The 24,878-nt window shown below is 61.8% G+C and carries 18 protein-coding genes; 11 read left to right on the top strand and 7 right to left on the bottom strand.

The window, feature by feature from the left end:
* Positions 1-32 precede the first annotated feature (32 nt).
* The 3 genes from D7X94_RS01600 (at position 33) to D7X94_RS01590 (ending at position 959) form a co-directional block, all read left to right on the top strand.
* Positions 33-281, top strand: a complete 249-nt coding sequence (locus D7X94_RS01600; RefSeq protein ID WP_120425930.1) for a DUF2442 domain-containing protein — start codon at positions 33-35, stop codon at positions 279-281.
* Positions 282-393: 112 nt separating this feature from the next.
* A complete protein-coding gene (locus tag D7X94_RS01595) occupies positions 394-672 on the top strand; it encodes a type II toxin-antitoxin system RelB/DinJ family antitoxin (RefSeq protein WP_120425929.1) in 279 nt (92 codons plus the stop codon).
* Positions 669-959 (top strand): type II toxin-antitoxin system YafQ family toxin, encoded by a 291-nt coding sequence (locus D7X94_RS01590; protein WP_120425928.1) that lies wholly within the window; start codon positions 669-671, stop codon positions 957-959. Before D7X94_RS01595 ends, D7X94_RS01590 begins: the two co-directional genes overlap by 4 nt.
* A 288-nt stretch (positions 960-1,247) precedes the next feature.
* Here the strand turns inward: D7X94_RS01590 and D7X94_RS01585 are convergent, their stop codons facing one another.
* Complete coding sequence (locus D7X94_RS01585; RefSeq protein WP_158590848.1) at positions 1,248-2,354, bottom strand: SpoIID/LytB domain-containing protein; 1,107 nt, start codon at positions 2,352-2,354, stop codon at positions 1,248-1,250.
* A 152-nt stretch (positions 2,355-2,506) separates the two neighbouring features.
* On the opposite strand from D7X94_RS01585, the gene D7X94_RS01580 reads away from it, so the two are divergent.
* From D7X94_RS01580 to D7X94_RS01560, 5 genes are all read left to right on the top strand, one after another.
* Positions 2,507-3,874 (top strand): citrate synthase, encoded by a 1,368-nt coding sequence (locus D7X94_RS01580; RefSeq protein ID WP_120425926.1) that lies wholly within the window; start codon positions 2,507-2,509, stop codon positions 3,872-3,874.
* Positions 3,875-4,244: 370 nt separating this feature from the next.
* Positions 4,245-5,156 carry a hypothetical protein gene (locus D7X94_RS01575; protein WP_120425925.1) on the top strand — a complete coding sequence of 304 codons (912 nt, stop codon included), beginning with the start codon at positions 4,245-4,247 and terminating at the stop codon, positions 5,154-5,156.
* 46 nt (positions 5,157-5,202) lie between these two features.
* The gene (locus tag D7X94_RS01570) at positions 5,203-5,685 is read left to right on the top strand and encodes a GyrI-like domain-containing protein (protein WP_120425924.1); all 483 of its coding nucleotides are present in this window, start codon (positions 5,203-5,205) and stop codon (positions 5,683-5,685) included.
* A gap of 582 nt (positions 5,686-6,267) precedes the next feature.
* Complete coding sequence (gene gap, locus D7X94_RS01565; RefSeq protein ID WP_120425923.1) at positions 6,268-7,281, top strand: type I glyceraldehyde-3-phosphate dehydrogenase; 1,014 nt, start codon at positions 6,268-6,270, stop codon at positions 7,279-7,281.
* A gap of 709 nt (positions 7,282-7,990) precedes the next feature.
* Positions 7,991-8,659, top strand: coding sequence for a nucleotidyltransferase domain-containing protein (locus D7X94_RS01560; RefSeq protein ID WP_158590847.1), 669 nt, complete (start codon positions 7,991-7,993; stop codon positions 8,657-8,659).
* 4 nt (positions 8,660-8,663) lie between these two features.
* On the opposite strand, the gene D7X94_RS01555 is transcribed toward D7X94_RS01560, so the two are convergent.
* Positions 8,664-9,152, bottom strand: a complete 489-nt coding sequence (locus tag D7X94_RS01555) for a hypothetical protein (protein ID WP_120425921.1) — start codon at positions 9,150-9,152, stop codon at positions 8,664-8,666.
* Positions 9,153-9,528: 376 nt separating this feature from the next.
* Between D7X94_RS01555 and D7X94_RS01550 the strand changes: the two genes are divergently transcribed.
* Complete coding sequence (locus D7X94_RS01550; RefSeq protein ID WP_120425920.1) at positions 9,529-10,542, top strand: MerR family transcriptional regulator; 1,014 nt, start codon at positions 9,529-9,531, stop codon at positions 10,540-10,542.
* A gap of 437 nt (positions 10,543-10,979) precedes the next feature.
* On the opposite strand, the gene D7X94_RS01545 is transcribed toward D7X94_RS01550, so the two are convergent.
* The 5 genes from D7X94_RS01545 to D7X94_RS01525 all read right to left on the bottom strand — a co-directional run bounded on the left by D7X94_RS01545 (position 10,980) and on the right by D7X94_RS01525 (position 20,084).
* Positions 10,980-13,361, bottom strand: coding sequence for a hypothetical protein (locus D7X94_RS01545; protein WP_120425919.1), 2,382 nt, complete (start codon positions 13,359-13,361; stop codon positions 10,980-10,982).
* Between the two features lie 12 nt (positions 13,362-13,373).
* Positions 13,374-14,243 (bottom strand): aldose 1-epimerase family protein, encoded by an 870-nt coding sequence (locus D7X94_RS01540; RefSeq protein ID WP_243111081.1) that lies wholly within the window; start codon positions 14,241-14,243, stop codon positions 13,374-13,376.
* Positions 14,244-14,802: 559 nt separating this feature from the next.
* Positions 14,803-17,478 (bottom strand): glycosyl hydrolase-related protein, encoded by a 2,676-nt coding sequence (locus tag D7X94_RS01535; protein ID WP_158590846.1) that lies wholly within the window; start codon positions 17,476-17,478, stop codon positions 14,803-14,805.
* Positions 17,479-18,479: 1,001 nt separating this feature from the next.
* A complete protein-coding gene (locus tag D7X94_RS01530; RefSeq protein WP_120425916.1) occupies positions 18,480-19,283 on the bottom strand; it encodes an ABC transporter permease in 804 nt (267 codons plus the stop codon).
* A 9-nt stretch (positions 19,284-19,292) separates the two neighbouring features.
* Positions 19,293-20,084: an ABC transporter ATP-binding protein gene (locus D7X94_RS01525; RefSeq protein ID WP_120425915.1), complete on the bottom strand. Its 792-nt coding sequence runs from the start codon at positions 20,082-20,084 to the stop codon at positions 19,293-19,295.
* Positions 20,085-20,781: 697 nt separating this feature from the next.
* Here D7X94_RS01525 and D7X94_RS01520 point away from each other — a divergent pair.
* Both D7X94_RS01520 and D7X94_RS01515 read left to right on the top strand, forming a co-directional pair.
* Positions 20,782-23,406 (top strand): hypothetical protein, encoded by a 2,625-nt coding sequence (locus D7X94_RS01520; protein ID WP_120425914.1) that lies wholly within the window; start codon positions 20,782-20,784, stop codon positions 23,404-23,406.
* Entirely contained in the window at positions 23,403-24,740 is a 1,338-nt protein-coding gene (locus tag D7X94_RS01515) for an MATE family efflux transporter (RefSeq protein WP_120425913.1), read from the top strand. Before D7X94_RS01520 ends, D7X94_RS01515 begins: the two co-directional genes overlap by 4 nt.
* Positions 24,741-24,878: the final 138 nt, after the last annotated feature.

Here is a 24,878-nt window from a genome sequence, read left to right as displayed (position 1 = left end):
AGCAAGACATTGAAATCGCAGGAGGTGCGCGTATGATACCAAGAATCAAAGAGATTACGCCGCTGCCGGACTTCTTTCTGCGCGTGGTGTTCGACGACGGAAAAGCGGTCCTCTATGATGTGAAAGAGGACATGGAGCAAATCGAGAGCTACCGGGATTTGCGTTCCATCACGGGCTTGTTCAACCAGGTGCAGCTTGACCAGAGCCGGACCTGCGTGTTCTGGAATGACCAAATCGACCTGCCCAGCGACACTATTTACGAATACGGGAAAGCGCAGTAAGGCGGGCGAAACTTTTACCCTGGTTAGCTGGGTGAAATTTTTGTGCGGTGTATTGCTTTCTTCGTGCAAATGGCGTATAATAAGAGTGCCATCATAGAAAGGGGCGTGCGATATGGCAAACGCAACCACCAATATCAGCATCCGGATGGATGCGGACCTGAAAGCCCAGGCCGACGCGCTCTTCGCCGAGCTGGGCATGAACCTTTCCACCGCCTTCAATATCTTCGTCCGCCAGTCCCTGCGGGAGGGGCGCATTCCCTTTGAGATCGCCCTGAACCAGCCCAACAAGGAGACCATCGCCGCCATGCTGGAGGCCGAGCGCATCGCCCACGACCCCAGCGTGAAGGGCTATGACGATCTGGACGAACTGTTCGCGGAGCTGCGGTCATGAGGAAAACCAAGTATATTGTCAAGCACACCGCCCAGTTTAAGAAGGATTACAAACGGGCGCGGAAGCGTGGGATGGATATGGCTCTCCTGGAGGATGTGGTCGCGGCCCTGGCTATGGGCGAGGCCCTGCCGGAGCGGAACCAGGACCACCCCCTCTCCGGGAATTGGGCCGGGCACCGGGAATGCCACATCCTGCCCGACTGGCTGCTGATTTACCGCCTGGAGGACAACGTCCTGGTGCTCACCCTGGCCCGCACGGGCTCCCACAGCGGGCTTTTCGGGAGCTGAAGCGCGTGGCGCTGGCTGGTTCTGGTTTCCAGGGGATTTCCGCCTGCTCCGCAGTCGAGATAGGGGCTCTCACCTGCCGGTTCGGTCGGCGACGGGAAATCGCCACTGGCGATTGTCGCCCTCCAAACCACCGCAACCTTTGAGAAAGGTAAGACTTCGTAGAACGAAGTCTACGAAACTTTTACCCTGGTTAGCTTGGCAAAACATTATAAAACGCTCACGACGAGCAAAGCGAGGAGTGGGTAAAAGTTTTTGAGGGTTCTTAGGGAACTTTTTTCAAAAAGTTCCCTAAGCTGCCGGAGGCAAAAGCGTTGTGCCGGGGTAATAGTGGGCCAGAATTTCCCGGTAGTCCGCGCCGCGCTGGGCGAGGAACACGGCCCCGGCCTGGCTCATGCCCACCCCGTGGCCCCAGCCCCGCACCGTGAACCGGAAGGATCCTTCCTCCAAGGTGAAATCGAAGCTGGCGCTGCGCAGGCCCAGGGCCCCTCGAATCTGCGCCCCGGTGACGGCCAGTCCCCCCAGCTCTGCCGATTTCACCATCCGGGAGGGGGTGTACTCTAGCTCCGTGAGCCATTCCTCCGCCGGGCCGGACAGGTCCGGCGTTGCCGTTTCCCCGGCAAAATAGGCCTCCACCGCCGCCCGGAACTCCTCCTCCGTGAAGCTGGCGGTGCTGAGGTATCCGTCGCAGAACAGGTCCCCGGGGCTGGCGGCGGCTTGCAGATAGGGATGCTCCGCCCCCGCGTCCGCCGCCCACACGTTCTCCGCGCTCTCCGTGCTGCCCGGGGAGATGGCGAAATAGCAGGCCAGGGCGGGCTTCCCCTCATAGGTGAGGAGCTGGCCCTTTACCTCCGCCACAACGCCCTCCAGCAGGGCGCGGTAGCTCTGGCAGTCCTCCCCCCAGCGGGCCTCCATGGCACTCTGGGGCACATAGACCAGCCAGTTCTCCGTGTCGCAGGCGATCTGTTCCCCCTGGTCCCGCAGGCGGCTGTAGTAGCTGTAGGAGGCCACGGCCTGGGCCTTCAGGGCCTCTTTCGGGGCGGCCAGGTCCATCTCGCAGGCCAGGGCCGCCGCCAGGAACTCTTCCTCCGGCACGGTGAGGGTCTCCCCGGTAGCCGCGTCGTAGAGGGTGAAGGACGCCTCTTTGGGGGCTTCTTTTTTTATGGGGCCGCCCCCCTGGGGCAGACTCCGGGCGTCGAGGAAATCCTTGGGGGCGGCGTCCGGGGAGGCTTCCGGGGATGGCTCTGGGCTTCCGGGCATGGGGGAGGCCGAAGGGGCGGCATCCGCCCTCCGTATAAAAAATTGATGCACAGCGGCAGGGGTCAGCGTGATGAAAGCGTATAAGAGCAAAAAGGCCAACAGCAGGCCCTTTGCCCCTTTGGATGTTTTTCGTTCCATAAAAGGTCGCTCCTTTTTCACAAAATGGCGGCGGAATTTCGGCTGGCATCCTCTCTTTTGCATAATTCGTCCGCTTGTCCTGCAAAAGTCCTTGACTCGTCCCGCTTAAAAGGATAAAATGATAAAATAGCTGAAAGAAAGGGGAGGTTCCTATGCAGCGCTTGAACAAAGAAAGCCCCCAAAGCACCACGATCCAGGAGCTTTGCGCGGAGTACCGCCGGAATAACGCCATCAGCCGGGAGGAATATCAGCTTCACGGCGTAAAGCGGGGCCTGCGCAACGCCGACGGCACCGGCGTAATGGCCGGGCTCACCCATGTGTGCAACGTCCACGGTTACCTGATCAACGACGGGGACAAGGTGCCGGACAAGGGGCGGCTCACCTATCGGGGCATCGACATAGAGGACATTGTGGGCGGCTGCCAGAAAGAGGGGCGGTTCGCCTTTGAGGAGGTGGCCTGGCTGCTGATCTTCGGCAAGCTGCCGGACCAGCGCCAGTATAAGCGCATGTGCGATCTGCTCTACGATAACCGGGAGCTGCCGGAGTATTTTCCCGAGGACATGATTCTGAAGGCCCCCTCCCGGGACGTGATGAACAAGCTGGCCCGGTCCGTAATGGCTCTCTATTCCTACGACGACTCCCCGGAGGACCCCTCTCTGGAGAACAACATGCGCCAGGGCATCTCCCTTATCGCCCGGATGCCCTCCATCATGGCCTATTCCTACCAGGTGAAGCGCCGGCATTTCGACAAGGAGAGCATGTTCTTCCACCCCTATGAGCCCGGCCACTGCACGGCAGAGGCCATTCTGAACGCCCTGCGCCCGGACAGGCAGTTCACCCGGGAGGAGGCGGAGCTGCTGGACCTGTGCATGGTGCTCCACGCGGAGCACGGGGGCGGAAACAATTCCACCTTCACCACCCGGGTGCTCACCTCCGCGGGCACGGACATCTATTCCGCCATCGGGGCGGCGGTGGGGTCCCTGAAGGGCTACCGCCACGGCGGGGCCAACCACCGGGTGCGGATGATGATGGAGGAGATCATGGAGAACGTGGGCGACTGGGCGGACGAGGAGGAGGTCTCCCGGTATCTGGAGAAGATCCTGCGGGGGGAGGCCGGGGACGGCAGCGGCCTGATCTACGGCATGGGCCACGCCATCTACACCCTCTCGGACCCCCGTGCGGTGATTCTGAAATCCAAGGCCCAGGCCCTGGCTCGGGAGAAGGGCTACGACAAAAAGCTGGCCCTCTACGAGCTGGTGGAGAAGCTCTCTCCCGGTGCCTTTTTGAAGGCGACGGGGAACGAGAAGGTCATCAGCGCCAATGTGGACTTCTACTCCGGGCTGGTCTACGAGATGCTGGGGATCCCGGAGGACCTGTTCACGCCCATGTTCGCGGTGTCCAGGATCACGGGCTGGTGCGCCCATCGGATCGAGGAGCTGACCACCGGGGGCCGGATCATGCGCCCGGCCTACCGGGCCCTGCCGGTGAAGCAGCGGTACGTGCCCCTCTCGGAGCGGTGAAATTTTTCCGCCCCCTAAAAAGCTATTGGAAAAGACGGGAAAATATGCTATTATACTTTTAGTGGTACGGAATGGCCTCCGGCGCACATGGCGCGAAGAATGGCGATAAGATTCGGCTAGGCTTCGCCGTGTGTCATGAGTTTTGCTTTGCAAAACTCTGCCGGGCTGGGAGTGGCGCGACACATTGCCGGGTCCAGGGACGGCATAGTCCCTGGCGGGGGTGTGGGGCGCGGAGCCCCACGGTCTTGCCGTAGCCGCGGGGAAGATTGCCAGTGGCAATCGTTCTGACCCGACCGAGGCGGCAGCCGAGACCCAACGCCCCTAAGCCGCCGGAGGCAAATCCATACTATAAAACAAAAGGGCTGAGAGAATGAAATCTTCCAAAGCAATGTCCATCGGAAACGGCTTGAAGCTCATCTGGCTGGCCGCGGCCGCCGGCCTGGGCCTCCGCCTGGCCCGGATGCTCCTGTGCTTCGACTACGCCACCGGCTTCGATACCGACGGGGGCCTTATGGCCTGGCTGAGCCTCCTGCTCCCCCTGGGGCTGGCGGTGCTGGCGGCCCTGTTCTGCCGCAGGTCCCGCCGGGCGTTTCAGGACGACGCCCACGGCAAAAAGCCCGTGACTGGGGCTTTGGCTCTGGTCTCCGGCTTGGCGCTGCTCTATACCGGGGTCGTGCTGCTGGGGGATTACCAGAGCTTCCTGCAAGGCGGCCCTTCCGGGTACGAATCCGTACACCAGGGCTTTATCCATGTCTTTTTCCTGGTCATGTGCCTGGTGTTCGGCCTGGTGCAGATCTATACCGCCCTGGGGCTGTTCGCCGGGAAAAATCCCATGGAGAAGGCCCCCCTGCTCTATGTGGCCGGGGTCCTTTGGGGGATCAGCTATCTGGTTCTGGTGTACGTGTTCTATGCCAAATCCTCCTCTGGGGTGGAGAATTTCTTTACCGTGGTGGGGGGCGCGGCCCTGCTGCTAGGGCTTTTCTACCTGTGCCGGATCTTTGCCGGGGTGGAGGTTCCGGGCGCGGCCCTGCGGCTGTTTGCCGCCGGAGGCGCGGTTGCGGCGCTGGTGATCTCCCACCATGGGGCAGACCTGGTCCTGGGCCTGCTGGGCAAGAAATACTATGGGGAAATGCCCCCTCTCTTCCTGCTGTGCGGGCTGCTGGGGGCGGTGTTTCTGCTGGCCTATATGACGGGCTATTACCGCGCCGCCGTGGACCACGGTCAGGACGGCGTCTCCCAGGAGCCCCGGCATTTTGAGACGGGGGGCGGGGATGAAGCATAGGGGATGAACAGAAAGCCAGCCGGATGAGGAAGAAGGAGAACAGGGGATGGAAGTGAGAATCCAGAGGAAGCCCTCCTTTCTGGTAACAGGGAAAAAATGCTGGGTTTCCGGCCAAGACACCGAAATCTTTGGGGACTTCTGGGAGGAATCTCATAAGAATGGCCTTGTCCAGCGGCTGAAGGAGATGGCCGGGAAACAAGGCGGAACCGTGACGGGCAGTCAGGTGTTGGGTGTCTCCTGTGTGGAAAAAGACCCGGCCTGCCGGGCGTTCGATTTTTTCATCGCGGCCGAGGCAGGGGACTCCCTTCCGCCCCAGGACCTGGAGTCCTATGCCGTCCCGGAATGCCTGTGGGCAATTTTTTCTAATCGGGGGGAGCCGCCTAGGGCTCTGGTGGAGGCGGAGATGTACGCCATGCTGGAGTGGCTTCCGGCTTCGCCCTATCGCCATGCCCATGGGCCTGAGCTGGAGGTGTATCCCTTGGAGGACAGCCGACGGGTGGAATTTTGGCTGCCTCTGGAGGTAAAATAGCCCTTGCATTTTCTCCCGCCGGGTGGTATACTATACATGAAGTCGATAACTTGCAGTATTTCCACCAAGCGAACCCCCGGAGAACGCTACTTCTCCGGGGGTTCTTTTGTGGCTTGCCTTACCGCTTGCCCTTGCGTCTGCCGTCAAGCCACTTGCATATGTAACTGGCAGCTACACTGGCGGCGGCAGACAAAATAAAGTCGATAACCCATTGCACGATTTCCACCCCCTTCCCGCTTGCGGGAATAGGAGGGCAAGCATTTACATTCTAGCATACCTCGGCAGGCTTTGCAAGGCGGAGAGCAAAGCGCAAAATCACGCTTGCAGTTTCCCCTGCCGGATCATTCTGGACAAATCAGACAGAATGCCGCCCGCATTTTTTCAGCGGATTTTATTGGCAGGGACTTGTAATTTTGGAAAAAATGTTATAAAATAAGAGTATAGTTAACGCGGTTCCCAAGAAGCATTCTGTCTCTTTGGAACCCGGCGGCGCAGCCGCCCAGCTTGGGAATCGGCATTTGCGGATTTTCAGGCGTGTTTGCTATTGTCCGGCACCCCATCATTCTTTAGGAGGTAATTCCAATGTCTGTAAAAGTTGCTATCAATGGTTTTGGCCGCATCGGCCGTCTGGCGTTCCGTCAGATGTTCGGTGCCGAGGGTTACGAGGTTGTGGCCATCAACGATCTGACCAGCCCCAAGATGCTGGCTCACCTGCTCAAGTATGACTCCGCCCAGGGCCGCTACGCTCTGTGCGACAAGGTCGAGGCCGGCGAGGATTCTATCACCGTAGACGGCAAGACCATCAAGATTTATGCCGAGAAGAACGCCGCCGACCTGCCCTGGGGCCAGATCGGCGTGGACGTTGTGCTGGAGTGCACCGGCTTCTATTGCTCCAAGGAGAAGTCTCAGGCCCATATCGACGCGGGCGCCAAGAAGGTCGTCATCTCCGCCCCCGCCGGCAAGGACCTCAAGACCATCGTTTACAGCGTGAACGAAAAGACCCTGGACGCTTCCGACACCATCATCAGCGCCGCCTCCTGCACCACCAACTGCCTGGCCCCCATGGCCGACACCCTGAATAAGTACGCTCCCATCCAGAGCGGCATCATGACCACTGTCCACGCCTTCACCGGCGACCAGATGGTTCTGGACGGCCCCCATCGCAAGGGCGACTTGCGCCGGGCTCGTGCCGCCGCTGTGAATATCGTTCCCAATAGCACCGGCGCCGCCAAGGCCATCGGCCTGGTTATCCCCGAGCTGAACGGCAAGCTCATCGGTTCCGCCCAGCGCGTACCTGTGCCCACCGGCTCCACCACCATCCTGGTAGCCGTTGTGAAGGGCGAGAATGTGACCGTTGAGGGCATCAACGCCGCCATGAAGGCCGCTTCCTCCGACTCCTTTGGCTACACCGAGGAGCCCCTGGTTTCCAGCGACATCATCGGCATCACCTATGGCTCTCTGTTCGACGCCACCCAGACCATGGTCACCGAGATCGGCGACGGCCTCTTCCAGGTACAGGTAGTTTCCTGGTATGACAACGAGAACAGCTACACCAGCCAGATGGTCCGCACCATCAAGTACTTCGCCTCCATCTAAAAGGCCTGGCGTTTCAGCCCAAGGAAAGCGCAGAGAAAGCCCCGCGGACAAGCTCCGTGGGGCTTTTTGCGCGTGGCGTTGACATAATATCCCGGACGTGTTAGAATGTACGCAAAGCGTACATTCAGAGTTTCCCTCTCGCCTGAAAGGCTTGCCTTTTGCTACGCAAAAGTACCGGAAAACTCCAAGCGGATTTGTGTTGGAATATTGGCGGACGCTGTCGCGTCCGGGCTGGGCATCCGGCCTGGGCGGTTAGCCACCCGAAAGGGGGTGGTTCACTGATCCCTGAGTCTATACGAGGGGAGGTGGCGCGCTATGGGAGCGAAAATACTGCGTTTCGCGGTCTGTATTCTGATTGCCCTTGTGGTAATCTCATACATAGCTCCAAAAGCGAGTTAGCCGTCGGCTGCAACCCAAACGGCTAACTGAGTTCTAAAGCTATTTTGGGCTAACCGCCATGGGGCAGCGTCCCTTCCTGCTTATTATATCCCGAGCCGGGGCTCTTGTCAAGCCTTGGCTTTGTGATATGGGGGCCCTTTTGGCCCGGTGAACGGGCAACAGGGCCCGGCGCGTGTTTTGGCTGGTTCCGGGCAATAAGGGAGCGTCCCACCTGCGTTGCTTTCCCAGGTATGGCGATTTCCCGTCGATGACCGAAGCGGCAGCTGAGACAATCCCACGGTCTTAAAATTCCATGAAAGAAGGGATACCAATGATTCAGATCGAGAGCTGGGCGGCGGAGTTCGCCCAAAAGCTGCAAAAGGCCTTCGGCCAGCGGCTGCTGTTCCTGGGCTACCAGGGGAGCTATGGCCGGGGCGAGGCCACGGACCACAGCGATATCGACATCGTGACTGTGCTGGACCAGGCCGCACCCGCCGACTTGGACCAATACCGGGAGCTGGTCCGGTCCATGCCCCAGGGAGAGCTGGCCTGTGGCTTCCTCTGCGGCCGGGAAGAGCTGGCGGGCTGGCCCCGGTACGATTCCCTTGGGCTGCTCCTGGACACCAAGCCCGTGGTGGGAGATCTCCGGGAGCTTCTGCCGGAGTTCACTCGAGAGGACGTTTGGGAGGCCCTAAAAATCGGCGCTTCCGGGCTGTACCACGCCGCCTGCCACACCTATCTCTATGGGGGGAATCCAGGAGGCGCGCTGGCCGGGCTGGGAAAGGCGGCGTTCTTCTGCCTGCGCTTTTGGGCCCTGTGCCGGGATGGGCATTACTACCCCTCCAAGAGGGAGCTGGCGGGTGTGCTGTCCGGCCGGGAGAGGGACCTGCTCCGGCTGGCGGAGGCCCGCTCTCCTGAGGAAATTCAGGCGGACTATGCCCTGCTCCTGGACTGGGCCGGGGAGATCCTTAAGTCCCCGCCGCCCTGGGAAGAGGCTTAGAGCTCTAGAGGTTTTCCGGGATGTCCAGGCAGGAGAGGGCTTCCAGCTCTTCAATATCATAGGTCTTTTCACAGGAGGAAGCCCCCTTCGGGGGTTTGGGGGGAAAGGTCTTTGTCTTTTTCTTTGTCTCTGTCTTATTATGGCTTACAGTTGTACTGTCAGTTATACTGCCGGTTATACTGTCAGTTGTACTGTCGGTTATACTGAACAGGTCTACTTGGCGCAGGGTGTACTGGCTGGGTACCCCCCTGTGCCCGGAGCGAAATTGAATGAACCCCGCTCTTGCCAGCTTCAGCCTGGCCTGAATCAAGGCGCGCTCCGAGCAGTTTCCCAGCATACACATCAGGCGGTGGTTGTCGATGCGGACGCTGGGGGGCCAGCCCATGCGGTTGAACACCTGTAGCAGCCGGAAATAGAGCAGCTGAGCGATGGGCGGCAGGGCGTTCCCCTCCAGAAACTGGTGGAAACGGTTGAGATAATCGATGTAGGACATAGATGCCTCCTTTTGTTTTTATTTTTTGGGAGCTTTATTCCAGCACACCGCGAGGGCGAAACGTGCGGGAGGTGCCCCGCTCGGGTTCGTCCTTCGGACGAACCGCCAGGGAAACGGGCAAGGCCCGTTTCCCCACGGCCATTTTGCGGCTTGCCGCAAAATGCGAGCAGGGCGGAGGAGCAAGACTCCGCGCCGAGCGCAGACGCCAAGCCAAAGAGCCCGCCGCGCGTTGTTCCCTTCATAATCCCCTCTAAAATAGGGGAAAATTGTCTATTAAAAGACAACTTTCTCTAAAATTTCTCAAAAAATTTTCCCGTACCCCTTGACTGCGACACCATGTCGCACCTTACAATAGGGGCAGAGAGGAGAGATCGACATGGATCAAAACCTTGCCACCATCACCCAGGTCTCCCGGGCGCTGGGCCTTTCCACCCGGATGCTCCGGTATTACGAGGAGCTGGGCCTGGTGAAAAGCCTGCGCCAGGAGGGCTACGCCTACCGGATCTATGACGAGGAGGCGGTCCGGCGGCTGCGCCAGGTCGTGCTTCTGCGCAAGCTGCGCCTGTCCCTGCGGGATATCCAGCGGATTCTGGAGGACCCCGGCGCCCAGTCGGCCATCGCCGTCTTTCAGGAGCGGATCGCGAGCTTGGAGGCGGAGCGGGAGGCCCTGGACACCATCCGGGTCATCCTGGGCGAGCTGCTGGCCGCGCTGAAAGAGCGCTATTGGCTTCCGGCGGAACGGGTGCTGCTGGACGACGCCCAGCTGGCGGGGCTGACGGGCCTGGCCGGGCTGGCGGTGGAGTCCTCTCTCCCCGACCCACAAATCAAGCAGAAGGAGCGAAAGACAATGGATGACCTGAACCGCGCGGAAGAGAACCAGAGCAAGCTGAAGAATGTGCGCATCGTACACCTGCCCGCCGCCACTGTGGCCGCCGCCCACTATATGGGACCGGACCCGGAGGACCACGCCGGGAAAATGATCGCGGATTTCACCCGGGAGAACCGTCTGTGGGAGACCGAAAGCTCGGTGCGGCTCTACGGCTTCAACCATCCCAACCCGCCGCCGGAGGGGGGCGAATACGGCTACGAGTTCTGGGTGACCATCCCGGAGGACATGGAGGTGCCCGCACCCCTCACAAAGAAGCGCTTTCCCGGGGGGACCTACGCCGCCCACTGCATCCAGATGGGCAATTTCCACGAGTGGCAGTGGCTGTTCCAGTGGGCCTATGAGAGCAAAGAGTGGGAGATCAACGGCTCCAACACGCCGGAGGATATGTACGGCTGCCTGGAGGAGCACCTGAACTATTTCGACCACATCCAGGACACGCCCGAGGGCGAGCCGGAGACCACCCAGCTGGATCTGCTGATTCCGGTGAAGAAGAAGGTTTAAGACAAGCTAACTGAACAACCGTAAAATGTTTCGTAGACTTCGTGAAACGAAGTCTTACCTTTCTCAAAGGCCGCAGGGTGTGGGGTGAGCGTCTGCCAGTGGCAGACATGCTGCGAACCGACCGAGGCGGCAGCCGAGACCGAAGTCCCACGGTCTTGCCCTTGACCTTTTACTCCTGAGAAAAACAACGCAGGAGGGTAGCATAAACGTCCCGGTGGGACGTTTTGCGTAGGGGGTCTACGCTTCCGCTTCGGTCGGCGACGGGAAATCGCCACTGGCGATTGTCGCCCTCCAAACCACCGCGAGCTTTTGAAGAAAGCTAAGACTTCGCAGAGCGAAGTCTGCAAAACTTTTACCCTGGCTAGCTGAGTGCGCAAACCAAAAGAGGGGTCTGACTTGTGTCAGGCCCCTCTTTTCATTATGATTACCCAAAAGAATTATTCCAAAATTACCACATAAGGTTCATAGCACAGCTCTTCCAGGCGGTCCATGGCCTTCTGGGGATCCCGCTCTTCGTCCAGCCAGAGGCTGTAAGAGAACTCCCCAAAGCCCGAAAGATCCATGCGGAAATTGGTCTCCCAGGTGTTGTTCATCACCCAGGAATAGATGGGCCGGCGGTTGTCCTCCGCTTTGCCCTGGCACAGCCGGATGGCATGGTGCCGCATCTCCCCCATATAGCAGAGGGGCACATCCAGAGACGCAATGAGCGCCCCGCCCTCTGGGCCCACATAGGCCAGGCCCTGGTCGGACATGTAGTACTCCATGCAGGTGCCGGGAATCTGGTCCTGGCCCGGGCGGAATGCCTCTGTGCCCTTGCGCAGCCAGAGCTCGCTCTGGGAGAAGTCCAGGGAGAGGGGCAGGAAAATGCTCTCAATGTCCGGGGAGAGAGTCTTGGCTACCTCCAGCTTGAAGTCCACCCGGGGCAGGTCCTGATAGAATTTCAGGTATACCTGGCAGCCGATGGTCCCGGGCAGCTGGTATTCCAGGCGCAGCAGGGTAAAGACGGAGCCTCGCTCCAGGCAGTCCACCTGGGTCAGCTCCCCCGCGTAGAGCTTGGCGTGCTGGCCCCGGATATTCCGGCCCAGAAGGCCCCGCTCCCGGCCGGGGGAGACGCCCTCCCGCACCGGCGTGCGCTCATAGAGGGGAGTGAAGAAGGCCGCCTCTCCCCGGCCCAGCAGCTCCCGGCCCGTGCGTTTGTCCACAAAGGAGGTGATCCCCTGTCCCGCCTGGTATTCCAGCCGGAAGAACCGGTTCTCAAAGCCATAGGGCAGGGTGTAGGTCACCGGGTCGTAGTCGTTCACAATGTCCCGGACCTGCTCTGAGCCCACATAGCATTTTCGGGGATTCAGCTTGGCAAGAGGCGTGGCCAGGGCCCGATAGGTGTAGGTTTTCTCCTCTCCGGGGGCCAGGGTGTCCAAGAAGCTGATCTTCCGGCCCCGGGGATGGGGGGATACCTGGCAGGGGATGACCCGGCCCTCCTGGTCCCGGATCTCCGCCGCGTTCATGCTGTGGCTCTCAATGTAGAACTCCACCGGCTGGGGGACTCCGGCCCGGGCGGCGCCCAGGGCCCGGATTTTCCCCCGGGTGGCGTAGTACCGCAGGCAGTCCCCCTTGCTGGAGGCGATGCGGTTCAGCATATCCGAGGCGGCCTCGTGGGCCCGGCAGGCATATCCGGTTTTCCGCAGGTCCAGGCTGAGGACCATGGTGTCGTAGGGGTTGGAGATGGTGGAGGAGTGGCCCCAGGTGTGCTCCGCGTAGAGCAAGAGGTTGTCCTCCGCCTGGCTCCACTGGGCGGGATACTTCTCCGGGGCCTGGGGGTCCAGGCGCTGGCACAGGTGCCAGCGGTGCTGAGCCTCCCGGTACTGCTTGACGCCATAGGGCGTGCTGCCCACGCCATTGGCCCACCAGTCGGTCAGGTCCCCCCGGTATACCGGCGCGTCCTTTAGGGGCTCCCGGACCAGCTCATAGAGCTCCTGGAGGGAGACCATCCGGGCCCGGACCTCCTGGCCGTATTTCCGGTTGTAGGCCTCGATCAGGGGGGCGATGCCGCCCTCGGGGGGCGCGTTGTCGCTGAACACCCCGGAAACGGCGGTGATGATAAAGGGATAGGGGTAGCCCTCTTCCTCGCATTGGCAGAGGTAGCCCTCCAGGTTCTCGTGGAGGGTCTCCACCGGGTCCCGCTCTGGGGGGTACTCTCCCAGCCGGTCCCGGATCATGCCGTTTTCTCCCCGGTTGGGGGTGAAGCCCAGCACGTTCCCCAGGTTGTAGTGGTCGCCGTTCCACACCAGCAGCCGCTGGCCCTGGGCGTTCTCCCACCAGAAGGCGGTCTGGTTCTGGTAGAGGGGATACATGCCGTGGTGGCAGTGGATGTTGGCGAAGAGGAATTTCACCCCGTTTTCCAGCATGGCGTCCCGGTAGCCCATGGAGACGCCGTTGATGTCCGCGATCATGGCGGCGTTCAGGTCCGCGCCCTTTTCGGCGAAGAAGCCGTGCCAATACCGGAGCTTCCGGCGGAAAGCCTCGGTGTCCATCAGGTCGGTGAAGTTCAGATAGCTGGCGGACAGGCCGATCTCTCCCTTGGCCGCCAGGCGGCAGAAGGCGTCCTGTTCTTCCGGCGTGGCCTCCTGAAAGAATTTTTCCACGCAGAAGAGGGTCTCGCAGTTCCAGCGGAAGCCGGAGGAATTGGGCGGGGCGGTGAGCCCCAGCACGGTGCGAATGTAGTCCACCTGGTTGTAGATGACCCGTTCCTGCAGGTCCGTGTAGCCGATGTCCGTGTGGGAGTGGTGGACCACGTAGATGGTTTGAATGGAGTGTGCCATAGAGAGGCCTCCTTAGTCAAAAGTAAAGATGATTTCTCTGCCGAGGGTTTCCCCGGCGGGCAGGGAGAGCAGGCTGGGCTGCTCCGCCAGATCCTCCACCAGGTCCTGGCGGGAGGGCAGAGAGCACCAGGGCTCGATGCACACATAGGGGGCGCTGGTGTGGGGGCGGTGCCACAGGCCCAGATAGGGGAAGCCGGGGAAGTCCACGGCCACCGCCCGGCCCCCTCTGGGGCTGTAGAGTCGGGCCCCGCACCCAGGCTCCCGTAAAACAATGGCGTCCTCGTCGAAGAGGCTGTGGGAGAGGGGGAGGACGCCACTCTCCAGGGGATAGGGCTTGTCCTGGCCGTTTAGAAAGCATTGGGGCGTAAACCCGACCCGAACGGGCTGGGCCTCTGGGGAGAGCTCCACCCGGTAGTCCTCGAAGCGTAGGCCCTCCTCCAGGGGGACCCGGAAGCCGGGATGGCCCCCCAGGCCGAAGAACATGGTGTCCGGGCCGGGGTTCTCCACCAGAAAGCCCTGGATGAGGCGGTTTCCCTCCAGCCGGTAGGAGACGGTGAAGCGGAAGGGGAAGGGGTAGGCCCGGCGGGTTTCGGGGGAGTCGGAGAGGGAGAAGGCCATGGCCTGGGGGGATTCCTGGGAGAAGGCGAACTCCGAGTCCTTGGCGAACCCGTGGATGGGCAGGGAGTAGGTTTCTCCGCCATAGTGGTACTGCTCTTTGGTGAGCCGGGCCACATAGGGGAAGAGGACGGGGGCCTGGTCGGCCCAGATCTCCGGATCGCCCTGCCAGAGGTACTCTGTCCCGTTGGCCCGGATGCTGGAGAGCTGGGCTCCCAGACTGTGGATGGAGACGGTGAGGATTTCGTTTCGGATGGTATGCAGCAAAGTAGGCCTCCTTTTTGTTGATTTTTTTTGGGCGCGTGAGTGCGTGCGCTGGCTGATTGCGGAGCACCACACCCAGCGGGCGAATTGGCTTAGATTCTGCGCACTCCGCTGGCTCAGCGGGAAGAGCTCCACACATTGCCGGGTCCAGGGGTGGCGTAACCCCTGGTAGGGTTTGGGACAAAGTCCCAAGGTCTTGTCCTTAAACTCCTGAGAAGCGCAATTTTTGAAGGTGCATTGACGCGAAGCGTCAAGAGGAAACTTTTTGCAAGAGAAAAAAGTTTCCTGGAAACCGGAAGCAGCCTGCCTAGCGCACAGAGCTGACGGGTTCCGGAGCCCAGGGGAGGCTTTTTTTCTTATAAAAAGCCTCCCCTCCTTGCGCATTCTGCGCAAATTCACCCCTGGCAAAAATACGCTTCTCAGGTGTTAAGGTCAAGGGATAAGACCTTGGAGGCGTTGCCTCCAAACCTCCACCACCTTTGGAAAGGTGAGACTTCGTTTCACGAAGTCTACGAAACATTTTACGGTGGTTAGGTTAGCTCGTCAAGAAGCCAAAGGCTAGCTAGGAAATCCGCACCGTGAAAATCTCCTTGGGGCCGAAGGTGCGAACGATCTGGTCCCGCTGGGGCGCTCCGCTGGGGTTCTCGCTGAGGGCGCAGGGGGTCAGCTCGCCCTTGCAGGCGATCTTGCCCTCTACGGCCTTGTCCGAGAGGTTCACCACCCGGAGGATGAGGCCCTCGCCGTCCTCCGCCCCCTTCAGGGCGGTGACGCAGAGCCCCGCGCCCTCCACCTGGACCATGGGCTGGCTGTCGGGGACCCGCAGGTCCGGGTTCTGGTCCGGCAGATAGAAGAGCTCCGCCAGGTCGGAATCCTGCACCGCCGGGCGGCCGCCGGAGAATTTCCGGGAGTCGCAGGCAGTGGCCCAGGCCAGCACCGGCACCCGGAAGGTTTTCGCCAGGGCAAAGGCCCGGTGGTCCTCCCCGGGGGCGAAGAAAGCGGCGGCGAAGCGGCCCTTCATGGTGCGTAGGCACTGGTTGTCCGGGCAGAGCCAGGTGTCGCCGTTGGTAAAGCGGCCGTCGCTGCCCCGGGAGATCACCCCTGTGGCCCGCAGCAGGGTAAAGGCCAGCGTGCCGCCCTCCAGGTGCTCATATTCGTGAGCCCCGGCGGTGAATACGGCGGCGGTTTCCTTCTCTCCCCGGAGCATGGCAAAGGTGCTGTTGGGCAGGACCGGGCTCATGGTGAAGGGGCACTGGTCCTCCTTGCTGTGGGCGACCAGGTCAAAGGGGATGTCCGCCAGGCTCTCCGCCGTCTCCACGCCGGTGTGCACCAGCAGCCGGACCCGGTGGTCCTTGGCCTGGTTCTGGATTTCGTAGCCGATTTCCAGATAGGGACGGCCCCGCTCCAGGGTGAGGCGCAGGGAAGCCGGACAACTTACCGTCTCCGGAGAGCGGCGCTTGGCTTCAAAGTCAAAGCCGGCGGGAAGGGACAGATCCCAGGTAATCTCGCAGCTCTGGCGGAAGGCCTCTTGCCGCCATCCCCCCACATGTCCGGAGAGCCCGCCCGTGGTGATGGGGGCCTCCTCCCCGGGGTAATAGACATAGCTGTCGCCCCAGTCTGCGGAATCCTCCAGCTCCAGGAGGTTGGGATAGCGGGTTCCCGTGCGCTTGTCTGTGAGGTCCACATGGCCTGCCTGGTCCACGGACACAGAGAGGAACTCGTTTTCCAGAAGGCCGGGGATGGAGCCGATTTCCTCCGGCAGGGGGCAGGGGCCGTTCTGGGGCTTCAGGTAGTAGGTTCGGGCAGAGAAGGGGGGCAGGTCCTTCACATAGACCTCCAGCTGATAGCGCTGCACGTCCAGCACGCCGGGGAGGTTGATGGGGCTGAACACGTCCCGGCGGGCGGGGGCGGCGTTCAGCACGGTGAAGCCCACAGGCACGCCGTTCTGGTCCGTGAGGGTGAAGTTCCCCACCTTGTCGGAATCCAGCAGGTCCATGGTCACCCGCGCCGGGCCGGACCGGGTGATTTCTGTGGTGTTGACCACCGTCACCTGGTAGAGGGCGTCCTCCGGGGCGGGCATATGCTGGGCGAGAATGTTCAGGCCCCGCTCCAGCAGGTCGCCGGAGGCCTCCTGAATCCGGGCGTAATTGTCCTCCATGTGGGCATGGACCTCATCCCGGCTGCACCCGCAGATGGAGTCGTGGGGATGGTTCTGCATCAGGCGCTTCCACTGGAAGCGGAAATGGTCCAGGGAGTAGGCGTTTCTGCCCCCGTGATAGTATAGCATGGAGTAGAGGGGCTCCAGGGTGGATTCCAGCATATCCTGGGCGGCCACATTGGCGGCTTTCAGATAGGCCCGGGAAGAGAGGGTGCCCTTGAGGATGTCCCAGTCGCTGCCGTTGCGCAGTTCGCCCTGGTACACGGGCAGCTGTGTGCCCGATTCCTCCACATGCTCCTTCACCCGGCGGATGTACTCGTCCAGGCGGATCTGCTCCACCCGGTCGCCCTCGGGCAGGCGGGCGTTCAGTTGCTCCAGGATGGGCAGCAGGCCGTCCTGGGCCTCCAAGTGGTCCACGCCGTTCATGAGCAGCAGGTATGGGGTGAGGGCCACGTCCTGGAAGAGCTCGGCGGTGCGGTCCAGCAGGCGCATGGCGGTGTCGATGTTGTCGGAGAAGCGCTGGGCGTTATTGTACCAGTACTTCATATGGATTGCCAGGGCCTCGGTGCCGTCCGGGCCCTTCCAGATGAACTCGCTCTTGGTGGGCTTGCGGGTCTTGTCGGGGTTGAAGAAGGTATACCCCCGGCCAAAGACCACGCTATGGATGCCGAAGCCGCTGAGGATCTGGGGCAGCTGGGAGATATTGCCGAACTGGTCGGGCAGATACCCCACGGGGCAGGGCTCTCCGCCGAACTCCCGGCAGATGCGGCTGCCCTCCAGCAGGTTGCGGACGGTGGCCTCGCCGCTGGTGAGGTACAGGTCGTTCTGGAGATACCAGGGGCCGATGACCAGGCGGCCCTCCTGGATGTGCTGCTCTAGCTGCTGGCGCTTGCCGGGGCGCACGGCCAGATAGTCCTCCAGCACCACGGTCTGGGCGTCCAGGTGGAAGATAAACTCCGGGTATTTCTTCATGGTGAGGAGGCACCGGTCGATGAGGTCCACCAGCTTCAAGCGGAACTGCTCGAAGGGCAGATACCACTCCCGGTCCCAATGGGTGTGGGAGATGACGCAATAGATTTTCATAAGGATTCTCCTGATTTTTGGGCCTTTGCGGGGCCCGTTTTTGTTTTTATGGGCGCGCACCGGGCAGGGCGCGTTGGGCTGGTTATTCGCACGCGGAGCCAGCACACCGCGAGAGCCGGGATGGGAAGCCGCAGGCCTTCGCCGCATCCGCCCCGCTCGGGTTCGTCCTTCGGACGAACCGCCGGGGAAACGGGCTTTGCCCGATTTCCCACGGCCATTTTGCGGCAAGCCGCAAAATGCGAGCGGGGGCTGGCTTCGCGGGCAAAGAGCCAGCCCAACGCGCTATGCCTGGGGCGCGTCTCAAAAAGATAAACGCTCGCGCGGCTCGGTTTATCTTTCCGTTTTGCTCCGCAAAACTCTGCAAAGCTGGGTGCGTTTCTTCACGGCGCTGGCCGGTTTTGGCTTCCAGGGCTTTGTCCCGCCTGCTCCGCAGTCGGGAAGTCCCCCAAACGCTGGCTTTCTCCGGGGCCCAGGGGACGCTTTTTTTCAGTTGTAAAAGAGATTCATCTCGCGCGGCGAGATGAACTCTCCGCGTCCCCTCTTAAGAGTTTTGCTTTGCAAAACTCGGATAGTTAACCGAGCGCAGCGAGTGTTAACCTATTATTCACCACCCTGGCAAAAATACGCTTCTCAGGTGTTTAAGGGCAAGACCTTGGAGGCTCTGAGTCTCAGCTGCCGCTTCGGTCGGCGACGGGAAATCGCCACTGGCGATTGTCGCCCTCCAAACCACCGCGAGCTTTTGAAGAAAGCTAAGACTTCGCAGAGCGAAGTCTGCAAAACTTTTACGTTGGTTAGCTGAGTGCGCTTGCACCCAGCTTGGTAGAGTTTTGCGTAGCAAAACTCATGACACATGACGAAACTCAGCTGGCTCATTTCTCCATTCTTGGCGTCATGTGCGACGAACACAGTGAGGAGTGGGTAAAATGTTTCGTAGACTTCGTTCTACGAAGTCTTACCTTTCTCAAAGGTGGCAGGGGTTTGGGGACGGAGTCCTCAAGGTCCTACCCCCCCTGGATAGTGACGCGCCTTAGTTCTCTTTGCTTGATGAGCTTGCCCGCCGCGATCAGCGCCGCCGCCCAAAAGACCTGGAGAAGCATCAGCCGAACCATCTCCGGGCCGCAGAGGTCCCCGGAATAGATGCGCAGGGGCACATTGGCCGTGGCGGAAAAGGGCAGCAGCTCGGAAAACTGCCGGAAACCCTCCGGGAAGAAGGGCAAGGGGACGATGCCGCCGGAGAAAAAGTCACAGATGTTCACCGCGATCAACCGCACGCCCCGAGGCGTGATGGTGTGGAAGGTGATCATGTACACGATCATGCCCATGGCCGTGATCACCGCCAGAGCCAGGGCCAGCGAAAGCAGAAACCAGAGGAACGTGGGCAGGTCCGGCGGGGCCATGAGCCCGTAGGGGGCCGGAATCAGCGCCGTGACCAGCAGCACCGGAACGCACCGCAGCAGGGCGTTGGACACCCTGGTGGCCGCTGATCGGGTGAACCACATGCCGTACACGTCCACCGGGCGGCAGAGCTCATAGGCTACATTGCCGTTTTCAATCACAGAGAAAAACTCATTGTCAATGCCCATCATGCTGAGAAGGGTCAACAGCGCCTGCTGCAGCCAGATATAGCTGGCCATGGCGGGCAGGCTCATGGGGAAGGCAGCGGGGTCCGTGTCATGGAAAGCCTTGAAAGCTAGGATCGCCATGGCACCCCAGAAGAACTGGCACACAAGGCCCCCCAGCGCAGCCGCTCGGTATTGCAGACCCATATTGAAGCGCAGCCGGAAAAAAGCCAAATATTTTCTCATGCCGCCACCTCAAGTCACGTCGAATCTTTTATAGAGCTCGGCCACGGTCTCGTCGATCTGCTCCCCGCCCCGATGAATATCCGAAAGGTCCCCGTCCAGCAGGATCCGTCCCTTGCCGATGAGCAGAATTCGGCTGGCCAGGGCCTCGATGTCCTGCATGTCGTGGGTGGTGAGGATCACCGTGGTATGGCGCTCCTGGTTCAGCCGCTTGATAAAGTCCCGCACCGCCAGCTTGGACACCGCGTCCAGGCCAATGGTGGGCTCGTCCAAAAAGAGAATCTTGGGACTATGGAGCAGGGAGGCGGCGATCTCGCAGCGCATCCGCTGGCCCAGGGACAGCTGCCGGGTGGGGGTGCGCAGCAGATCCTGGAGGTTCAGCAGCTCCGTGAGCTCGTCCACATTTTTATGGTATGTACTGGCGGGGACGGCGTAGATCTCCTTGAGGAGGTCGAAGGAGTCCGCCACGGGCACGTCCCACCAGAGCTGGCTGCGCTGGCCGAACACCACGCCGATCTCCCTCACATGCTTTACCCGGTCTTTCCAAGGCACACGGCCGTTGATCCTACATTCTCCGCCGTCGGGGGTGAGGATGCCGCTGAGGATCTTGATAGTGCTGCTCTTGCCCGCGCCATTGGGGCCAATGTAACCCACCATTTCCCCATCGCCAATGGAAAAGCTCACGCCGTCCAGGGCATGGATGTACTCATACTCCCGGTGGAAGAGGGCCTTTACCGCCTGGCCAAAGCCGGCCTCCCGCCGGGCTACCTTGAAGGTCTTGCACAGGTCTCGCACTTCAATCATGGAAACGCTCCTTTCTAGTTCACAAATGGGTGGAAGGGACGCAAAAAGCCCTGGGTGCCGCGGTTTCCCAGGGTGGAATCCCCGCCTGATGAGAGCGGGAGAATTATTATACATCAAACTCCGCCTCGGTTCAACAACTCTATGTGAGAAATTTTCGCAATTTTTTTGTGCAAAATCACCACCCTCAAAACTTTTGACCAGCCCAGGAAAATCCAGAACACATCGCAAATTTCCCATTTTCTCTTTTCACACTGCCTCTTTTATGGTATACTTTTTGAGAGATCGTGTGCGCAGCCACTTGTCTTTCAGAAAGTATGTGTTGGCCTCCGGGCACACAGTTCGTGCCCTCCACCCTGCCGCCTTTGAAAAGGCGGGCGAAACTTTTATCCTGGACAACTTTTGCGTACTCAGCCAGCCAGGTTAAAAAGTTTTCGAGACTCACCGAAGCGTCTTAAACTTCTTTTCAAAAAGTTTGGTCAACTCTGGCTGCCGGAGGGAGAAGCTCCCCGGTGGGGAACCAGCTGTAATCCTGCGCAGCTGCCAAGCTCAAAGGCACGCCCCAGCCTTGTGCTCCTTCCCAAGCGTCTTTTCGCCAGCCGAGCCCTCATGTCACAGCAGAAAAGGCGTAGGCCTGAGCGAAAAGCAAGGCGTTCCAGGCATGCATTTATCTTAGAAAACGATCAAAGGAGGCATTTCAATGAACAGCGCGATTTCCCGAATCCTGTCCGGCCAGGACTGGGGTCAGGGCAATATTTTCCCCTTCTTCTGGGTCCACGGCGAGCCGGAGGAGACCATCCGGGAGTACATGGACGCGGTTTACCGGGCCAACCTCCGGGCGGTGTGCGTGGAGAGCCGCCCTCACCCGGACTTCGCGGGTCCCCAGTGGTGGCACGACATGGACATCATTCTGGACGAGGCCCGCCGCCGGGGCATGAAGGTGTGGATTCTGGACGACAGCCACTTCCCCACCGGCTACGCCAACGGCGCCCTGGAGCACGCGGACTCCGGCCTCTGCCGCCAGAGCCTGGTGCGGGTAGAGCTGGGGACGGCCGCCCCCGGCGCTCCCCTGCGGGTGGAGCCCGGCCAGTGCACCGTCCCCCCCTGGGTCCCCAACCAGATGGAGCAGTTCTCCCTGCCCAATATCCGCACTTTCGACGACGACCGGCTGCTGGGAGTGGCGGCGGTGGAGAACGGCCCCGGCGGGGGCCTGCTGGACCTGACCCCCCAGGCCGGGGAGGGGGACTTCTCCTTCTGCCCGCCGGATGGGGAGTGGACCGTCTACGCCCTGCTCCTCACCCGGAACCGGGGCCCCCACCGGTCCTATATCAATATGATGGACCGGGCCTCCTGCCGGGTGCTCATCGACGCGGTGTACGAGCCCCACTGGCAGCGCTACCGGGAGGACTTCGGAAAGACCATCGCGGGCTTCTTCTCCGACGAGCCGGAGATCGGCAACGGCCATCTCTACCAGAGCGGCGGGCGCTTCTGGGAGGAGGAGGATCAGGCCTGGAGCGCCCAGGTGGAGGAGGAGCTCCGGTCCCGGCTGGGCGGGGATTTCGTAAAATACCTGCCCCTGCTGTGGGCGGGGAGCTTCGACCCGGACCGGACCGCCGCCGTGCGGAAAACCTATATGGACGCGGTCACCGGGGCGGTGCGGGAGTGCTTCTCCCAGCAGATCGGCGACTGGTGCCGGGAGCGTGGGGTGGAGTACATCGGCCACCTGATCGAGGACAACAACCAGCACCTTCGCTGCGGCAGCAGCCTGGGCCACTATTTCCGGGGGCTCTTCGGCCAGGACATGGCGGGAATCGACGACATTGGCGGGCAGGTCCTGCCCCAGGGGGAGTGGAATGGCGAGAGCAATTCCCTGGCTGGGAACCGCAACGGCCTGTTCTACCACTTTGTGCTGGGCAAGCTGGGGTCCTCCCTGGCGGCCATGGACCCCAAAAAGCGGGGCCGCTGCATGTGCGAGCTCTTCGGGGCCTACGGCTGGGAGGAGGGCGTCCGCCTGGAGAAGTACCTCTGCGACCACTTCCTGGTGCGGGGGGTGAACCGCTTCGTGCCCCACGCCTTCAGCCTGCGGGACTACCCGGACCCGGACTGCCCGCCCCATTTCTACGCCCACGGGCATAACCCCCAGTTCCGGCATTTTGGCGCGCTGATGGCCTATCTGGGCCGGATGAGCCAGCTGTTCAGCAGGGGGCGGGCCGTGGCCCCCGCCGCCATCCTCTACAACGCCGAGGCCGACTGGATGGGGGATTCCCTGTCCTTGGAGGCCGTGGCCCAGCCCTTGTGCGAGGCCCAGATCGACTACCAGTTCCTGCCCCTGGACGTGTTCGCCCAGCGGGAGGTCTGGAACACCACTATAGGCGGGGACGGCTTCTCTGTGAACGGGAACCGCTACCGGGCCCTGATCGTCCCCGGCTGCGACTGCCTGCCCCAGGAGGCGGTGGGGATCTTCCGGGAGCTGGAGGCCGCAGGCTGCCCGGTGTACTTTGCCGGACACCAGGCCCGGGGGTTCGACTGGGTCCCCGTGGTGGACTGCGCCCGCCTTCCCCAGACCCTGGCGGGCCTGGAGACCGTCCAGGCGGAGCCCGCCAACCGGTACATCCGGTCCATGGAGTACGTCCGGGAGGACATGGGAACCCTCTACCTCCTGGTGAACGAGGGGGCGGAACCCTTCACCGGCAGCATCCGGCTTCCCAAGGCCGCGGAGGCCTGCCACGCCTACAACGCCTGGGACAACCGGCTGGAGGCCCTTCCCTTCCATCAGGAGGGGGACCGGCTGGTCCTGGACGTGACCCTGGAGCCCCTCAAAAGCCTGGTGGTGCTTCTGGGTGAGCCCGAGGGCGAGCTCCATGCGCCCGTGGAGGCCAAGGGGGACCTGCGGGTGCTCTCCGGCGGCTGGCGGCGGAGCGTCTGCACCAGCACGGAGTACCCCCATTTCCGGGAGGAGAAGGCCGTATCCCTGCCGGATCCCCTGGCGGAGGAGCAGCCCCTGTTCTCTGGCTTCGCCCGGTATGAGCGGAACTATGACCACCAGGGGGGCCGGGCGGTTCTGGAGATCACCGACGCCTACGAGGGCGTGGAGGTGTTCGTCAACGGGGAGAGCCAGGACATCCAGATCGCCCCGCCCTTCCGCTATGACCTGACCGCCGCCCTTCGCCCCGGGGAGAACCAGCTGGGCATTGAGGTGGCCACCACCCTGGAGCGGGATACCTCCGCCCTGCCCAACCCCATGGCGGAGTGGCTGGGCAAGACCTCGGAGCCCCCCACGGTTCCCTCGGGAATCAGCGGGCAGGTCCGCATGTGGCTCTCATGAACCGGGACATGACAAAGGGCCCTGCCGTGGGGTCCATGCTGCGCTTCGCCCTGCCCATGGTGCTGGGAAACCTGCTCCAGCAGTGCTACAACATCGCGGACACCCTCATTGTGGGCCGGGTTCTGGGGGCCAACGCCCTGGCGGCGGTGGGGTCCTCCTTCACGCTGATGACCTTCCTCACCTCCATCCTCCTGGGGCTGTGCATGGGCAGCGGCACGCTCTTTTCCATCCGCTTCGGGGAGAGGGATCAGAAGGGCCTCCAGGAGAGCGTTCTGGCCTCCTTTCTCCTGATCCTGGCCCTGACGGCGGCCCTGAACCTGCTGGCCTTCCTCTGTCTGGACGGAATCCGGGTCTTTCTGAAAATCCCCCCAGAGGTCTGGGGGGACATGCGGGCCTATCTGCGGGTGATCTTCTGGGGCATCGCGGCCACGTTCCTCTACAATTTCTTCGCCTCCCTGCTGCGGGCCCTGGGCAACTCCCTGATCCCCCTGGTGTTCCTGGCGGTGTCCGCCCTGCTGAACATCGCCCTGGACCTGTGGTTCGTCATGGGCCTTGGGTGGGGGGCTGCCGGGGCGGCGGGGGCCACGGTGGCCGCCCAGTACGTCTCCGGCATTGGGATCGCCCTCTACGCCCTGCTGCGCCTGCCCTGCCTGCGCTTCACCCGGTCCGGGCTGAGGGTCCGGTGGAGCCGGATGCGCCAGATCGCCGGGTTCTCCCTGCTCACCTGCGTCCAGCAGTCGGTGATGAACCTGGGGATCCTCCTGGTGCAGGGGGTGGTGAACGGCTTCGGCCCGGCGGTGATGGCCGCTTTCGCCGCCGCCGTGAAGATCGACGCCTTTGCCTACATGCCCGTGCAGGACTTCGGCAACGCCTTTTCCACCTTCATCGCCCAGAACTACGGCGCCCGGAAGCGGGAGCGGATCCGGGCGGGCTTTCGGGGAGCCGTGGCGGCGTCCGTGGCCTTCTGTCTGGTGGTTTCAGCCCTGGTGTGGGCCTTTGCCCGGCCGCTGATGCTGCTGTTCGTCCGGCCGGAGGAGACGGAGATCCTGGCCCACGGCGTGCGCTACCTGCGGGTGGAGGGGGCCTTCTACTGGGGGATCGGCTGCCTCTTCCTGCTCTATGGGCTATACCGAGCCCTGGGCCGACCCGGCATGTCCGTGGTGCTCACCATCGCCTCTCTGGGCACACGGGTGGCTCTGGCCTACTGCCTCTCCGCCCTGCCCACCATCGGCGTGGATGGAGTGTGGTGGTCCGTACCCATCGGCTGGGTGCTGGCGGACGCCATCGGCTTCGGGTTCTATTTCCTCCGCCGGCGCAGGCTCTTGCCAGAATGATAGGCCTCCGGCGGCTTAGGGAACTTTTTGAAAAAAGTTCCCTAAGAACCCTCAAAAACTTTTACCCACTCCTCGCTTTGCTCGTCATGAACGTTTTACGGTTTTGCATAGCTACAACACATTACGCGGTCAAGGGGC

This window comes from Acutalibacter sp. 1XD8-33, assembly GCF_003612555.1.
In the GTDB taxonomy this organism is placed as follows: domain Bacteria; phylum Bacillota; class Clostridia; order Oscillospirales; family Acutalibacteraceae; genus Acutalibacter.
This window is presented reverse-complemented; position numbering and strand designations above follow the sequence as displayed.

What these genes read in the sequence shown, in the direction of transcription:
- D7X94_RS01600 (WP_120425930.1), top strand. Translation starts at nt 33, where the DNA reads ATGATACCAAGAATCAAAGAGATTACGCCGCTGCCGGACTTCTTTCTG.
- D7X94_RS01595 (WP_120425929.1), top strand. Translation starts at nt 394, where the DNA reads ATGGCAAACGCAACCACCAATATCAGCATCCGGATGGATGCGGACCTG.
- D7X94_RS01590 (WP_120425928.1), top strand. Translation starts at nt 669, where the DNA reads ATGAGGAAAACCAAGTATATTGTCAAGCACACCGCCCAGTTTAAGAAG.
- D7X94_RS01585 (WP_158590848.1), bottom strand. Translation starts at nt 2,354, where the DNA reads ATGGAACGAAAAACATCCAAAGGGGCAAAGGGCCTGCTGTTGGCCTTT.
- D7X94_RS01580 (WP_120425926.1), top strand. Translation starts at nt 2,507, where the DNA reads ATGCAGCGCTTGAACAAAGAAAGCCCCCAAAGCACCACGATCCAGGAG.
- D7X94_RS01575 (WP_120425925.1), top strand. Translation starts at nt 4,245, where the DNA reads ATGAAATCTTCCAAAGCAATGTCCATCGGAAACGGCTTGAAGCTCATC.
- D7X94_RS01570 (WP_120425924.1), top strand. Translation starts at nt 5,203, where the DNA reads ATGGAAGTGAGAATCCAGAGGAAGCCCTCCTTTCTGGTAACAGGGAAA.
- gap (WP_120425923.1), top strand. Translation starts at nt 6,268, where the DNA reads ATGTCTGTAAAAGTTGCTATCAATGGTTTTGGCCGCATCGGCCGTCTG.
- D7X94_RS01560 (WP_158590847.1), top strand. Translation starts at nt 7,991, where the DNA reads ATGATTCAGATCGAGAGCTGGGCGGCGGAGTTCGCCCAAAAGCTGCAA.
- D7X94_RS01555 (WP_120425921.1), bottom strand. Translation starts at nt 9,152, where the DNA reads ATGTCCTACATCGATTATCTCAACCGTTTCCACCAGTTTCTGGAGGGG.
- D7X94_RS01550 (WP_120425920.1), top strand. Translation starts at nt 9,529, where the DNA reads ATGGATCAAAACCTTGCCACCATCACCCAGGTCTCCCGGGCGCTGGGC.
- D7X94_RS01545 (WP_120425919.1), bottom strand. Translation starts at nt 13,361, where the DNA reads ATGGCACACTCCATTCAAACCATCTACGTGGTCCACCACTCCCACACG.
- D7X94_RS01535 (WP_158590846.1), bottom strand. Translation starts at nt 17,478, where the DNA reads ATGAAAATCTATTGCGTCATCTCCCACACCCATTGGGACCGGGAGTGG.
- D7X94_RS01530 (WP_120425916.1), bottom strand. Translation starts at nt 19,283, where the DNA reads ATGAGAAAATATTTGGCTTTTTTCCGGCTGCGCTTCAATATGGGTCTG.
- D7X94_RS01525 (WP_120425915.1), bottom strand. Translation starts at nt 20,084, where the DNA reads ATGATTGAAGTGCGAGACCTGTGCAAGACCTTCAAGGTAGCCCGGCGG.
- D7X94_RS01520 (WP_120425914.1), top strand. Translation starts at nt 20,782, where the DNA reads ATGAACAGCGCGATTTCCCGAATCCTGTCCGGCCAGGACTGGGGTCAG.
- D7X94_RS01515 (WP_120425913.1), top strand. Translation starts at nt 23,403, where the DNA reads ATGAACCGGGACATGACAAAGGGCCCTGCCGTGGGGTCCATGCTGCGC.